The organism is Acetobacterium wieringae (assembly GCF_023700225.1).
GTDB classification, from domain to species: Bacteria; Bacillota; Clostridia; order Eubacteriales; family Eubacteriaceae; genus Acetobacterium; species Acetobacterium wieringae.
In genome coordinates this window covers 1,712,688-1,727,674 of the sequence record NZ_CP097897.1, presented here as the reverse complement: position 1 = coordinate 1,727,674, position 14,987 = coordinate 1,712,688, and the positions used below count along the sequence as shown (strand labels likewise).

At 38.6% G+C, this 14,987-nt stretch carries 12 protein-coding genes and 1 other annotated feature (1 of these 13 only partly in view); of the genes, 7 read left to right on the top strand and 5 right to left on the bottom strand.

From position 1 onward, the window contains the following. Positions 1-7 precede the first annotated feature (7 nt). The 7 genes from CHL1_RS08385 to lexA all read left to right on the top strand — a co-directional run bounded on the left by CHL1_RS08385 (position 8) and on the right by lexA (position 9,927). Complete coding sequence (locus CHL1_RS08385) at positions 8-2,359, top strand: heavy metal translocating P-type ATPase (RefSeq protein ID WP_250936036.1); 2,352 nt, start codon at positions 8-10, stop codon at positions 2,357-2,359. 265 nt (positions 2,360-2,624) lie between these two features. Beyond that, a complete protein-coding gene (locus CHL1_RS08380) occupies positions 2,625-4,766 on the top strand; it encodes a Tn7 transposase TnsA N-terminal domain-containing protein (RefSeq protein WP_250936026.1) in 2,142 nt (713 codons plus the stop codon). Continuing rightward, positions 4,727-5,182 (top strand): hypothetical protein, encoded by a 456-nt coding sequence (locus CHL1_RS08375; protein ID WP_250936024.1) that lies wholly within the window; start codon positions 4,727-4,729, stop codon positions 5,180-5,182. Before CHL1_RS08380 ends, CHL1_RS08375 begins: the two co-directional genes overlap by 40 nt. A 24-nt stretch (positions 5,183-5,206) precedes the next feature. Further along, entirely contained in the window at positions 5,207-6,202 is a 996-nt protein-coding gene (locus CHL1_RS08370) for an ATP-binding protein (RefSeq protein WP_250936022.1), read from the top strand. Positions 6,203-6,225: 23 nt separating this feature from the next. Continuing rightward, the gene (locus tag CHL1_RS08365) at positions 6,226-7,695 is read left to right on the top strand and encodes a TniQ family protein (protein WP_250936020.1); all 1,470 of its coding nucleotides are present in this window, start codon (positions 6,226-6,228) and stop codon (positions 7,693-7,695) included. Positions 7,696-8,216: 521 nt separating this feature from the next. Next, complete coding sequence (locus CHL1_RS08360) at positions 8,217-9,197, top strand: tyrosine recombinase XerC (protein ID WP_250936018.1); 981 nt, start codon at positions 8,217-8,219, stop codon at positions 9,195-9,197. 85 nt (positions 9,198-9,282) lie between these two features. Then, positions 9,283-9,927: a transcriptional repressor LexA gene (gene lexA / locus CHL1_RS08355; protein WP_070371423.1), complete on the top strand. Its 645-nt coding sequence runs from the start codon at positions 9,283-9,285 to the stop codon at positions 9,925-9,927. Between the two features lie 43 nt (positions 9,928-9,970). Here the strand turns inward: lexA and zapA are convergent, their stop codons facing one another. From zapA to pheS, 5 genes are all read right to left on the bottom strand, one after another. Continuing rightward, positions 9,971-10,531, bottom strand: coding sequence for a cell division protein ZapA (gene zapA / locus CHL1_RS08350; protein ID WP_242871614.1), 561 nt, complete (start codon positions 10,529-10,531; stop codon positions 9,971-9,973). 107 nt (positions 10,532-10,638) lie between these two features. Further along, positions 10,639-11,517 carry a DNA-processing protein DprA gene (locus CHL1_RS08345; protein WP_250936016.1) on the bottom strand — a complete coding sequence of 293 codons (879 nt, stop codon included), beginning with the start codon at positions 11,515-11,517 and terminating at the stop codon, positions 10,639-10,641. Positions 11,518-11,531: 14 nt separating this feature from the next. Then, positions 11,532-11,753: a phenylalanine--tRNA ligase subunit beta-related protein gene (locus CHL1_RS08340; protein WP_250936014.1), complete on the bottom strand. Its 222-nt coding sequence runs from the start codon at positions 11,751-11,753 to the stop codon at positions 11,532-11,534. After that, positions 11,713-13,914: a phenylalanine--tRNA ligase subunit beta gene (gene pheT / locus CHL1_RS08335; protein ID WP_250936003.1), complete on the bottom strand. Its 2,202-nt coding sequence runs from the start codon at positions 13,912-13,914 to the stop codon at positions 11,713-11,715. Before pheT ends, CHL1_RS08340 begins: the two co-directional genes overlap by 41 nt. A 13-nt stretch (positions 13,915-13,927) precedes the next feature. Then, positions 13,928-14,950: a phenylalanine--tRNA ligase subunit alpha gene (gene pheS, locus CHL1_RS08330; RefSeq protein WP_070371426.1), complete on the bottom strand. Its 1,023-nt coding sequence runs from the start codon at positions 14,948-14,950 to the stop codon at positions 13,928-13,930. 34 nt (positions 14,951-14,984) lie between these two features. Beyond that, positions 14,985-14,987: a binding site (T-box leader), on the bottom strand; it runs 229 nt beyond the window's last position.

Here is a 14,987-nt window from a genome sequence, read left to right as displayed (position 1 = left end):
ATCAAAAATGGAAGTATCAAAAATTGAACTTGTTTTAGATGGTTTGGATTGTGCTGTCTGTGCGGCAAAAATTAATGATAAAGTGAACAATATAGAGGATGTTAAAGAGGCTACGCTTAATTTCGCTTCTAAAATTATGACCATTGAGCTTGATAATGTTGATAAGAAAGAAGCTGTTGTTAAACATGTAACGGAAATTGTATATAAGATTGAGCCGGATGTCACTGTGTCTGAAAAGTTGCACGATAAATACATTAAAAAGACACTTATATTAGGAGGACTTGATTGCGCTAATTGTGCTTTGAAAATTGAAGAAAAAATCAAGGAACTAGATAGCATAAAAAGCGCCAATGTTGATTTTACAACAGGTAAACTTAATATTGAAACAAGAAATAGAGATCTCGAAACAGCAATAAAAGATATTATACTTATTATAAAAAAAATAGAGCCTGATGTAATGGTAAAGGAAGAATCTAAAAAAGCTACCGAGGAACATGTGCAAATTGGTGATGGTAATAGGAAAGAGCTTGTCAAATTAGCAATCGGTGGGGTGTTGTTTGCCATTGCTTTAATATTTACATTCCAAACACCAGTGGAATTTGTTTTGTATTTTGCTGCGTATTTGATAGTTGGCGGAGAAGTTGTGTTGCGAGCTGCTAAAGATATAAAAAACGGACAGCTTTTTGATGAAAGTTTTCTGATGTCAATCGCAACGATAGGAGCATTTGCTATCGGTCAATATCCAGAAGGTGTTGCAGTAATGCTGTTCTATCAAGTGGGCGAATTCTTCCAGGATTTAGCGGTAAACAGATCCAGACGATCGATTGCTGAACTTATGGATATTAGACCTGATTATGCAAATTTAAAGGATGGGGATGATATCAAAATTGTTTCTCCAGAGGATGTGCTTATCGGAGAATATATTATTGTGAAACCAGGCGAAAAAGTACCACTTGATGGAGTTGTTGTTGAAGGGAAATCCATGATGGATACTTCAGCACTTACGGGCGAGTCCGTTCCTCGTGAAGTAGAAGTTGGTAATGAAGTCTACGGAGGGTTCATCAATAAAAACGGGTTATTAACGATTGAAGTTAAAAAAGAATTTGGCGATTCCACGGTATCAAGAATTTTGGAACTGGTTGAAAACGCCAGCAGTCGAAAAGCGCCTACGGAACAGTTTATTACAAAGTTTGCGCGAGTATACACCCCAATAGTAGTAGTCGCAGCTTTAGCGCTTGCGATTATTCCGCCTTTAGTTATCCAAGGTGCAACTTTTTCTGACTGGATTTACAGGTCATTGGTTTTTTTGGTAATTTCTTGTCCTTGTGCATTGGTTATTTCAATCCCGCTGGGCTTTTTGCGTGGAATTGGAGGCGCTTCAAAAAATGGTATCTTGATAAAAGGTGGAAATTATCTAGAGGCTTTGAATAATGTTGATACTGTAATATTTGATAAAACTGGAACCTTGACAAAAGGCGTGTTTAAAGTAACAGAAATTAAAGCGGTCCAAGGCATAACCAATGATGAGCTTTTAATGTATGCGGCATATGCTGAAAATTATTCCAACCATCCCATTGCTCAATCAATTATGAAAGCTTATGGCAAAGAAATTGACAAAGGAGTAATTGAAGCGCATGAAGAACTTCCCGGCCTGGGATTAAAGGTTAATATTAAAGGGAAGGAAATTTTTGCAGGTAATGCAAAGCTGATGGCCGATAAAGAAATAGCCATACTGGAAAATGATGAACCTGGAACAATTGTATATATAACGATAGATCGGAGTTATGCAGGTTCGATTGTCATCTCAGATGAAATCAAAAAGGATTCTAAAAAACTTGTTGGTGACTTAAAAGCACTCGGTATAAAAAAGACTGTTATGCTGACAGGCGATAATAAGATCATCGGTGATAAAGTTGGTAAGCAACTAGGATTGGACTTAGTTTATTCGGATCTACTTCCCGATCAAAAGGTAGAAAAACTGGAGCTGCTTTATAACCAAAAAAGCACGAAAGGATGCGTTGTTTTTGTTGGAGATGGTATAAATGATGCCCCAGTCTTAGCAAGAGCTGATGTTGGCGTTGCAATGGGGGGGTTAGGATCTGATGCCGCTATTGAAGCTGCGGATGTTGTGCTAATGACTGATGAACCGAGTAAACTGATCAGTGCAATAAATATTTCAAAGAAAACGAGACGTATAGTATTACAGAATATTACTTTGGCGTTTGTTGTTAAAGGAATTGTCCTGATATTAGGTGCCGGTGGACTTGCTACAATGTGGGAAGCAGTATTTGCTGATGTAGGAGTTGCATTGTTAGCAGTCTTAAATGCTATGAGAGTCATGAATACGAAAAATTTGTAAAAATAGATTAAAGGATCATTAATTTAGTGTTGCTATTTTAGTTTCAAATGAAGCTTAAACATTAAATACTACTATACTTTTAACAAATTAAATTGAGCCTAATGACGGATTGAAATAAAAAATTCAATCCGTCATTTTTGGTATTTAAACCTTAAAAGTATCTTTGAATAAATTTCTGTGATTATTCTAAAGAAAATTGGATAAGTAAACGATAACAATATTTGCTTTTGAGTTTTGAGATTAATAAATATTGCGGAGGAAGCCCATGTTAAGTGAAAAGCCGATCGAAATGCCACGCTCACAGAGCTATGGTTCGAATTACTTTATTTGTCATAGTCTAAAACTAAATCGAAGGGCTTGTTTTTATAGTAATTTGGAATATGCGAACTTTCTAACTGTTGAATTGAATCCGCAAATTATTAAATACGTCGAACAACCACTTCAAATAACTGGAAAAAATAATGATGGCAAAATGTGCAAAACAGTGTTTGATATGGAAGTTCTTTATGAAGACAATATTAATGAATTATGGGAAATTAAGTATACTTCTGATTTAACTGGAGACAATAAATCCGCAGTCAGAGCAAAGTCTCAAATTGCTATCCAAAAAAATTGGTGTTTGAAAAATAATATTCTATTCCGTGTGCGTACTGAAAATGATATTTTTCAAGGTCTGGAACATCTCAATAATATGAGATTTATGTATCACTGCATTTGTAGAACTGACGAACGGTTACTCGGAAATTGTATAAAACGAATAAAACGATTTATAGAACAAGTAGGGGATACTACAATTGGACATATCTATGAATCTGATCCAGAGCCAACAATGGTATTTCCAAGCCTGGTCTATTTGCTAATACGTGATCAGATCAAAGCGGATGTGTTTAATCAGGAATTGAACTTTTATACAGAGGTGAGCTATGGCAAACGTTTTTGGAATAATAAGATCGCAAAATTTTATGAAGAAAGTAAAACATGGCGAACTGTAAGTACCTATAATATGTCAGACTCTGATAAAAAAATCTATGAATCGCGAAAAAAAGCAGTTGATTTGTATTTAAATGGTGAGTCAATAAAAAACATAGAAAAAATGACCGGCATAAACCATTCTCATATTAAAGAGTTTGTCGATCGTTGTGCAAGCCTTGATACAAATGGCCAGCCTGTGGGCTATGTTGGATTAATAAAAGGGCATCGATTAAAATCTAGAAAAGGTCCATTTATTAAACTAATGGAGGATCACCCCGATATTCGAGATCAATTATTATTAGACTATTTTAATGAAAAAAAATCAAAATGGGATAAATTATCATCTTTTAAAACAATCCATGAATCTTTAATAAAAAATCTGATAGCAAACGGCTTTAAAGAGACCGACTATCCATTTGAAACTAAATCCCAAGGATATCGATCAATGATCAGATTTTTGCATAATATTGGTGACGAAAATCCTTATGCTTCATTGAATCGTTACGGAAAAAATGCGGAGCAATTATTTCGTAACACAAGATGCATACAGCCGGATCAATCCAGTCCTAAACGACCTTTTGCAAAAGTTGAGTTAGATGGGCACAAAATCGATGCATTATTTACAGTTGCTGTTGAAAATGAGCATGGCGACACAGTTTACGTTTTAGCCAATCGTATCTGGATTATTGCAGTAATTGACGTAGCAACTCGCGTTATACTTGGATACACTATTTCTGTTAGTCAAAACTATAATCGATTTGATGTATTAGAATGTATACAAAACGCAATAATTCCACATAAATCATTGAATTTTAGTCAATTCAATTTTAAAAAAAGTATTGAAGGATACCACTCAGTAGCAGTCCCTTATACGCAATGGGCACTCTTCGACGAGATTTGTATGGATAATGCACTATCGCATCTTTCACGTGACATTACGGATAATTTAGAAAAATTAGGTATCAGTATAAATTTTGGCCCTGTTGCAACACCTCATAGACGCCCACTCATTGAACGATTTTTTAGAACTTTAGAAGAGAAAGGTTTTCATCGAATGCCATCTACAACGGGGAGCAACATTAATGATATTCGTCGAATCGGAGCAGAAAAAGATGCTGTTACATATCGGATTACCCTCAAAGAGATCTCCGAAATTGCTGAAATAATTATTTCAGGATACAATTTGCAACCTCATCAAGGATTAGGTGGCTTTTCGCCTCTATCAGTTATGAGAGACCGAATTGATCGAGGTTTGATTCCATCATATGTTTCAGATGATAACAGAAAGGATTTTTCGCTAATGAAATGTTATCAAATCAGAAAAGTTCAAGGCAACAAAAAAAGGGAATCCGGCCATATATCAATTTTGCTGGATACAAATATACAAGTTCCGTTTTGTCTTCAAGCTATACACCAGTCGGTAAGAATATTGTAATCGAGTTTGATCCGCTTGATATTAGAGAGATGGAAGCATATTTAGAAAATGGCGCTCATATCGGACATTTAGTGATCAAAGGTAAACAGATTGGAACTGCGATTTCCTTAAAAACAAATAAATTAATACGAGATTTCGCAAATAATAATGACATGAACAACATTCACGTCGAAGACATAATAACAAATTTTGCAAATAATCTGGAAGAAAAAGCCCTATTCAGTAAAACGGCGGCAACTCACTTGGCATCTGTTCGAAATGAGGCTGAAAAAAGAAGTCCAGGATCAAATATTCTACCTCAAAATAAAAAAAGTTCTAAAACTACAGACGAAATCAGTCTTGACAATGAAAAGAATTTGTTAAGTGATGAGGAATTAATGGCGAAATGGTCAGATCCATCCAAGCGCACATGGTAATAATAAGGAAAGGTTTAAAATAAAATGAGAGCAGATCAATTAGATCAAGTAAATTCAACAGTAAAAAATAAGCATCCCATTCACACTGGAAATTACAAGATAAAAACATCGATTGTTGAAGAAGCAATCAAAAAAATTGACGAAGCGATCAAATTCAGAATCCAAGGAATGATTATTTATGGCCCATCAGGTTATGGAAAATCGACAGCAATCAATATAATAAAAAATGAAATATACGAAAAGTACGACCACGAAATTTTAACGTTTGTGAGTTCAATGCCTGATCCACTAAAGAACACCAATGTTTTTTACACAAGATTATTGAAAGCTACAAATCATGATTTATTTAATAAAGGTTCAGCACAAGATAAATCGGATCGATTGTGTTCACAGCTAATTAATTTAGCCCTTGAAGAAAACGGAAATCGAAAAATCCTTTTTTTCATTGATGAAGCAGATGCTTTAGATAAAAATGAATACCAATGTCTTAAAGATATTAATAATCAGTTAAAAGCTCAAAGTATAGAAATGACGACAATTTTAGTTGGTACTGAAGATTTAATCTCACAGCGGAACTTGTTCTCAGGAATGAAGGAAGTCCAGATTGTGCGACGTTTCATGCAAAAAACGCACATATTTAATGGTATACGGACAAAGAAAGAACTTCAAGATGTCCTCGGAGCATACGATTTCGGTATGCGATTTCCCTTAGATTCAGACTTGACATATACGAATTATTTTTTTCCAATGGCATTCAGTGAGAGTAAATTTCTGATCCATGAAACTGAAAATTTATACAATTGTATTTGTAATATTTATGGAAAAACTATTTTCAGTAAACATGGATTATCAATGAGTCATTTATGTAACATGATTGAATTTCTTTTTATAGAACATGGAATAGAAGGGGCAGGGGATGAATGGATAACCGAAGATATGTGGATCGAGACTGTCAAATTTGCGGACTGTGGCCACGAGCAAGACCTTTTAAATGCATGTATCAATGGAAAGCGAAAGTGAGTATAAAGCGAGGATAAGCTGGTATGCTAACAAAATTTAAGCGAAATCAATATGAAAGCTTTTATGATTATTTAGTTAAATCATGTTACGTGAATTCTTGTTCTTCAAATATATTGATTAAACCAATATTGGTAAACAATAATGATACAAATAAATTTTTGCCAGAACTTTTATTTCAATATAGGGGTAAAATAAACGTTGAAGGTTTAAATTCCATAATTGAAGAACCAGTTCTTCTGCAAATAAAAGAAGATGTGAAGAGACTATTAGGTCCATTTTCAATATTTCTTCCCCATAATCTCATTTTTCTATTCGATCATTATTTTAAATATTGTCCAAAGTGCCTGGAAGAAGGAAATCATTATTTATTTCATCAATTTTCTTTTTTAGATCAATGTCTTATACATAATATGCTTTTGGTTGAACATTGCCCTGTTTGTAACCATCGCAGATTTTCGGAATTTTGCTTCAATAAAAAAAGTTATTATATTTGTCCCCATTGTGAAATTGACTTATTCCGACATTTCATGATACACTCACCAATGGAGCTTGTTGCAAGAAGTTATCATAATAAATCAATACCGTTGAATCTTCCATCTATTTCGGATAGAAGTTGTACTATAATTGAGATTAATCCCTGGCAATTAAAAATTAAAAATAAACTTCCGGATTTTGGCGCTAAATTTATAAAAGATTATCTTATCAACGGCGAAAAGAGTAGTCTAGCGACAATTAGTGTGCGAAAAGTAACGAAATTAACTAAATATGAAATTAGTAATCTGAACAATTATTACTCTAATTGCGATTGTGATTGGATTAATTTAGTAAAAGACTATTCAAAAAATGATTTGTCAATTCTTTCATCACTTGAAGATATCATAAATAAAGTCGACAGCCGGATCAAGAAAACTTTCCGAGTTGGTTATCATTGCGAAAATATGAATCGAACAAATATTGATTACAAAACGAAATTAAATAATATTTTTGTAAAATGTCTCTATGGTAATAAAAAAATAAAAAAAGAACAATATGCATATTATCTATGGTTATATTCTTGTATATTGAGAAATAGGGCAGGAGAGTGTAATACTTCTTTCTTGTTGTCCTTATATGAATACCTCATTCAACTCTTTTATGATTTCTTTAATGATCCCAAAAGCACAACAATTTCGGCCGATGTTTTCCAGCTTGCTTGTAAAATTATCGAGTTTTATTTATTTGAATACTTTTGTAGACTATTAGGTTTTATTGAGAATAATATTAGAAATGGTGACTTTATAAAAATAATTACAGAAGATCTTTTAGATTCTGGTATTTCAGTTGGCCCAGCCTATAAAGGCATTATTATCGAGAATGATCTCTTTTATAATGTCTATTTTTTCGAAGAAGAAGAGTCTCAGGTGAATGAAGATTATCGAAACAATATAGATAATATGGAAACAATGGTTGGGGGATATAGTCTGATTGTACGCTACAATGTTTCCATTGGATAATTATAAGGCTTAATACATTTTCACTGAAAGTTGGCATTACATATAGAACTTATTTTTTTCATGAAAACCTTCCATTTTTTACGGGTTATATGTCAAATTTTACCTATTTTTTTAAATGAAATAGGTATCATGCGAACCTTTCATTTTATTTTGCATTTTATTCACCGGAGATAATAAAATTTCATATTTCTGATTATTGTTCACAGAATTCAATTAAATTCGTTATTTATGTCCGATCAATTATACATAATCGGCAACAAAAGAATTATTTTTTACCACTTATATGTCAAGCTATGTCCGAAGTATATGTCAATGCACAACAATGCACCAAACAAAGCTCAGTATGAATTTGAAATAAGCAAAAATATTATGTCGCAAAATGTAAGTTTCGTGACAAAATGACTAAAGTGTGGTAAGCTATAATAAAATCTGCCGGTGCTTGTGCAAATACCATCTCAGCTTATGCCATCTTTTTTGCAGCTGTTACCAGCCAACCCCGGCAAAAATTTTAGGAGACTCTGATGACCATCCCAACCAATCTAACTGATAAAATTATTCCCAATAATGCACTGCTGGATGAATTCCTAAATTATGTTTTAACCATTAAAGGTTATTCTGAAAAGTCCGCCCAGGCTTACCGTTATGATCTGATTATTTTTTTCCGCTTCCTCAAACGCTATTTTGCGATGGTTCCCCAATCGCTGCCTTTTGATGCAATTCCCATCGATGATATCGACATTGATGTCTTAAAATCGGTAAATCTGGGGATTCTCTATGCCTTTCTTTCCTACTCCAGTAAGGAACGGCAAAATGCAGATGCGGCCCGAAGCCGCAAGGTCTCTTCCTTACGTTCATTCTTTAATTATCTGTGCAATAAGCAAAAGTACTTTCTGCCCAACCCGGTGACTGAACTGGAAATGCCCAAACTCCCGGCCCGTCATGCCCGTTATCTGGAATGGGACGAAGCCGTGGATTTATTGAAAGGGATTACCGGTCGCCATAAAGAAAGGGACTTTGCCATTATTACCCTGTTTCTCAATTGCGGGATGCGTCTTTCCGAGCTGACCCAAATAAAGATTTCCGACATCAAAAACGATGCCCTGCGCATCATTGGTAAGGGTAATAAAGAGCGTCCCGTCTTTTTAAACCATGCCTGCTTAAAAGCCATCAATCGCTATCTGGCGGTGCGCCCAGAATCCAACTGCCCCTATCTCTTTCTCAGCCAGCAAAATGGCCCGATCAGCAATCGGGCGGTTCAGCACCTGGTCAAGAAACATCTGGCGAATTGCGGTCTCAATACCGATGAAATCAGTGTCCACAAACTCCGCCACACCGCTGCAACCCTGATGTTCCGTTATGGCAATGCCGATTTGCGCTCGGTTCAGGAAATTCTTGGTCATCAGAATGTTTCAACCACTCAGATCTATACCCATGTCAATGAAGAAATCCTCCGGGATACCCTTAACCAAAATCCGTTGGCACAGTTTGAAAGCGATGATTGACAACAATGGTAAAATTAAGAACTTACGTTTGCCTTTAATCTGGTGATATGCTATAATGAAGCATAACTATTTTGGAGGAAAACTCATGTACGAGGATTTAAACAGCAAACAATTAGATATCTTGAAATTTATAGAAACCCAAATGCGCGATAAACGTTATCCCCCATCAGTGCGGGAAATTTGTGCCGCTGTTAATCTGAAATCGACTTCCACCGCCCACACCTACCTGAAAAAGCTGGAAGAGCTGGGTTATATCAAGCGTGATTCAACCAAAACCCGGGCTATCGAGGTGTTGCGCCACGATCCCAATGAAACAATTTCCAGTCACTTTGATGAAAAAACAATTATCTCATTGCCAATTTTAGGCTGCGTCACTGCCGGTGCTCCAATTCTGGCAATTGAAAACATTACTGATATTTTCCCGCTGCCGCTCGATTTTACCGGATCCGATGACGCCTTTATTCTTATAGTCAAGGGGACTAGCATGATTGAAGCCGGGATTCTCGATGGTGATAAAATCATCGTCCGAAAGCAGGAGACGGCCCGAAATAATGACATTGTTGTAGCGCTTTTGCTTGAAGATAACGAAGCCACGGTCAAACGCATTTTTTACGACGAGCCCAATAAAATCCGACTGCAACCGGAAAATAAAACCATGGATCCGATTTTCTGCAATGCCCAGGATATCAAAATTCTTGGCAAGGTAACCGGTCTGATCCGCAAATTTTAGAGCAATAAAAAAAGATGTGCAAACATCTTTTTTTTATTTTCCGTTAGTCCAGTTTCATTTTGTCTTCAATGCTTTTAAAGACATCTTTTTCGATATGATTTTTGTTGGCTTTGACCAATTCGATCTGGCTTTCAAACAACTGATTCTGGAGATCCAGGATTGTTTTGCGGCTGGTTTCACTTTCAATTTTTCCTTGTCGTAAGTGTTCCCGGTATTGGGCCAACAGATCATTTTTTTCATCCAGTTCTTTTTGCAATAAGTCTTTCTCTTCAGCCAGTGCTTGATATTTTGCCTGTTCTTCGGCCAGCAAATCGCTGAGTTTCTTGAGTTCAGCTTTAACTTGTTTCACCTCGCCGACTTCTTTGGCTTTTACTTCTTCACTGCTCCGAACTTCTTCCTCTGCGTTGAAAAGCCGCTCGGTAATATTCATACAGCCTAAAATCGCAATCCGAATATGGTTTGTGAAGGGATTCGCAGCCTTGACCCGTTCCAATTCGGTATTGACGTAGTCAGAAACGTGCTTAATATGCTCTTCGTTTCCCTTGGCCTTTAGATTAAATTCGGTATCGAGTATGCGTAATTCCATGATTGTTTGTTCAGGCATTTTTTCCTCCTGTGAAATAAATTTAGTTCTCAAAAGTGATAAAAAGGTTCTTCTTTGTTATATTCTATTATAGGTAATAAACAAGAAAATTACAATTGATTTATCAATTAATACTGCTCAATGACATCAGCCAGTTCTGTATTGCTTAAAATTCGGTAGTCAATCTGTTTTATCTCAAGATGCTTAAAACCAGCCCGTGATTCGCTATGGATAACCGGAATGGAATAAATCGCTTTCTGGTATTTTCTGGCGTAATCCAGGGTATAAATGGTACCGCTCCCCGGCGTAAAATTGGAAACAATCACAAACTGACTGGACGCACTCTGAAGACGATCCCGCTCTACGAACTTATATGGCAAAAGGGTTTCATGATGGGGGTATTCGGATACCAGACAGCCCCCCATGCCACAGATTTTATCTGCCAACTGCTGATTGGTGCTGGGATAAATTGGAGCTAAACCAGAAGGCAGAAAGGCCACCGTCTTTCCACCGGCATCCAGACAACCCTGGTGCCCATAAGAATCAGAACCGATCGCCAGGCCACTGACTACCACAAAATTGTTTTCGGCCAGTAACTTACCTGCTTGAAAAGCAAAATCTGCCCCCAAGGCGGAAGGTTGGCGGCTACCAATCACTGCCGCCCGTTTGGAATGTGTTAAAATACTCAAGTCGCCCTGATAAAAAATCAACACCGGATGATCCGAAAATTTCAGACTATCCGGAAACGCTTCATCCCAATACGAGCAGCAAGAGATTCCCAGCTGACCGCATTGTTCGGCCAGCGTCTGGGCACAGTCCTCAGCAGCTGCGATTTCGGCCTTGCTGATCTGGCTGGAAATCATCCCAAAAGTCTGGCCGATTTCAACCAACTCCCGGAAACAAAGCTGCTGAGGAGCGGTGATCAACTCCAGCAAGCGGATCGTTTTCTGTCGACCGACCCCTTTTAATTGCTGAAGCCCGACAATATGTTCACAAATCAGATTCATGATCGTTTCAATACTTACTCACGGAGTTGGGCATCAAATGCCTGTTTCAATTCACCGAGAATCTGGTCGATAACCGGATTAATATCATTGTCAGTGAGGGTTCGTTCGTGATGACGGAAGTTTAAGGCATAGGCCAGACTCTTATAACCGGCCGGAATTTGAGCTCCGGTATAGACGTCAAACAATTCAATGCTTTCAAGGATTTCGCCCGCTGTTTTTACGGATAATTGCCGCAATCGCTGCCGCCGGAATTTCAGCTTTGAGTAAAATAGCCAAATCGCGATTAGAAGCCGGGAATTTTGGCAGATCAGTAAATTTATTATCCAGGCTGGCACATTCAAAAAGTTCATCAAACGATAACTGACAAACATAACACCGTTTCGGCAGTTCATAATGCTTGACAACCATCGGATGAATCTCGCCGATTTCCCCGAGTTTGGTCCCATTGGCAAAAATTTCTGCTTTTCGTCCGGGATGAAGGAAGTCCGATCCGCCAGCAACAAACTCCGGATAGTAAATTCCAAAATGCTCAAGCAAGAGCTCAACAACCCCTTTTAATTCAAAATAATCCCCGCTGCCATAGGAACTGATGGCCAGTTTTTTGGCTTCAACCGGTAATTCTCCTGGCTTGGTGTTTTTGCGATAGGTATTGGACAATTCAAAAAAACAGCCCGCCGGGTTTTTACGATTATAGTTTAGTGAAATCACTTCCAGCTGATGGCCAATGAGGGTATGGCGCATGATGCTGTTTTCTTCCCCCAGCGGATTAATCAGCGGAATCAGGTTATCCGGAAGCTGTGTATTCAGTCCCTGAAGACGCTTTTCGCTGGTAAAGGAGGATGTCAGGGTTTCAAAATAGCCCTGACCCACCAGAATGTTTTTCAGGCTGTCTTCAAATTTCTGCACTGGGGTTTTACCGCCAACCATGGTTTCGCCGCCCATTATGGTACCAGGGATGCGATCATAGCCAAAAATCCTTACCACTTCCTCGGCCAGATCTTCTTTAAGCTCAATGTCCATCCGATAACTGGGCACTTCAACTTCCAAAACGGCATCGCTTATTTTGTTCACCGTAAAGAATAACCGGGTCAGCATGCTTGAAACTTCCTCAACAGTCAAAGAAATCCCCACAAACGCATTAAACCAATTAACATCGAGGGCAACTTTTTTTAATGCAGCCACCTGAGGGTAAACATCAATCATCCCTTCGATAACATCACAGGCACCAATATCCAGTAGCAGCTGAGTGGCCCGCAGTGCTGCCACTGCGGCTAATTCCGGATCAACGCCCTTCTCAAAGCGAGATGAGGCTTCGGTTCGCAGGCCCAGTTGTTTAGCCGTTAAGCGTACACTGCCTTTGTTAAAATTGGCCGATTCCAGGACAATCAGACTGGTTTTATCAGTAATTTCTGAATTTTCACCACCCATGACCCCGGCAATGGCCACTGGGGCTTTGCCATTGGTGATCATCAGCATCGATTCATCTATTTCCCGCTCTTTATCATCTAAAGTGACAATTTTCTTATCTGCAGTGGTTGTAACCACAATTTCCTGGGATTTAAGACTGTGATAATCAAAAGCATGGAGCGGTTGGCCCAGCTCCAGCATCACGTAGTTGGTGACATCAACAATATTGTTGATCGGCCGCACTCCACTGTTTAGGAGCTTGATCTGCATCCACAGCGGTGAGTCTTCGATTTTCTTGACTTTGAGCATCTTGGCAACATATCGGGGGCAGGCAGAATCTTCAATGCGTACGGCCAAATAGTCGGGGATTTCATTAGCACTTTCTGCGGTGGCGTCATAAACTGGTACTTCAGCCATTGGCAGATCCAGGGTTGCTGCCGCTTCCCGGGCGATCCCCACAATCGATTGGCAATCCGATCGGTTAGCCGTCAGTTCCACATCGATGATCACGTCATCAAGCCACAAAAGTTCCCGGGCATCCATTCCCAGCGGCGTATTTTCCGGCAGAATCAGAATCCCTTCCATGATTTCTTTAGAAAATAAATCGGTGTTCATTCCCAGTTCTTCAATCGAGCAGAACATCCCATAGGAAAGCAATCCCCGAAAATCATTGGTGCCGATTTTGGTACCATTGGCAATTACCGCACCATCAATGGCCACCGGAACAATGGCACCTTCAAAGACATTCTTGGCCGCAGTGACAATCACCCGTTGGTCAGTTCCCATATCCACGGTACAAACGGTCAGCTTATCCGCATTGGGATGGGCTTCAATTTTGGTAATTTGTCCGGTAAAGATATTAACCACATTTTCTGAAACAACCGTTAGGGTTTCCACCTTTGTCCCGGACATCGTCAGAGCCTCCCCAAAATCAAACGGTGCCATTTTTATATCAACAAATTCTTTTAACCAATTCAGTGAAACGAGCATAATTGGGTTCCTCCTATTTAAATTGCGCTAAAAAACGCAGATCATTTTCAAACAATAAACGCAGATCGTTGATGCCATACTTGATCATTGTGATCCGGTCAAGGCCCATGCCAAAGGCAAAGCCGCTGTATTCATCCGGGTCAATGCCACAGAAGCGCAAAACATTCGGGTGAACCATTCCGCAACCGAGAATTTCAATCCAGCCGGTGTTGCTGCAAACCTTACAGCCAACGCCGCCGCATTTAAAGCAGGTTACATCCATCTCAGCGCTGGGCTCGGTAAAATAGAACTGGTGGGGGCGGAACTTGGTTTTCGTCTGTTCACCAAAGAGTTTCTTGGCAAATAAATCAAGGGTTCCTTTAAGATCGCTCATGGTGATGCCTTTATCAATCACCAATCCCTCCATCTGATGGAAGACTGGAGAATGGGTAGCGTCGATTTCATCAAAGCGATAAACCCGACCCGGTGAAATAATCCGCAGGGGTGGTTGCTGTTCTTCCATAACCCGAACTTGAACCGGTGAAGTCTGAGTTCTCAGCACGATATCATCCTGATAGTAAAAAGTGTCCTGGAGGTCTCTGGCCGAATGATCCTGAGGCACATTCAAATAGTCAAAATTATATTTTGCCCATTCAATCTCCGGACCTTCGGCAATGGAGAAGCCCATTCCCAGAAAGATTTCTTTTAAATCATTGATAATCGTAGTTAACGGATGCAGGTTTCCCGCCTGATGTTTTTGTCCAGGCAGGGACACATCGATACGTTCTTCTTTGATCTGCGCTTCAATTTCCTGTTGTTCCAGTAACTGTTTTTGCGCCATGATGTTACTTTCAATTTCTTCCCGGATTTCATTGGCCAGCTTGCCAATGACCGGACGTTCCTCGTTGGAAAGCTTGCCCATTCCTTTTAGGGCAATGGTCAGTTCGCCTTTTTTACCCAGATACTTAATCCGGACATTATCCAGTGATTTCAGTTCGGTAACGGCACTTAGATCAGCTATACAGCGATCTCGTAATTGTTTGAGTTCTAGCTCCATTTCTTTCTCCTTATAAATAAAAAAATCGTCCTCTCAA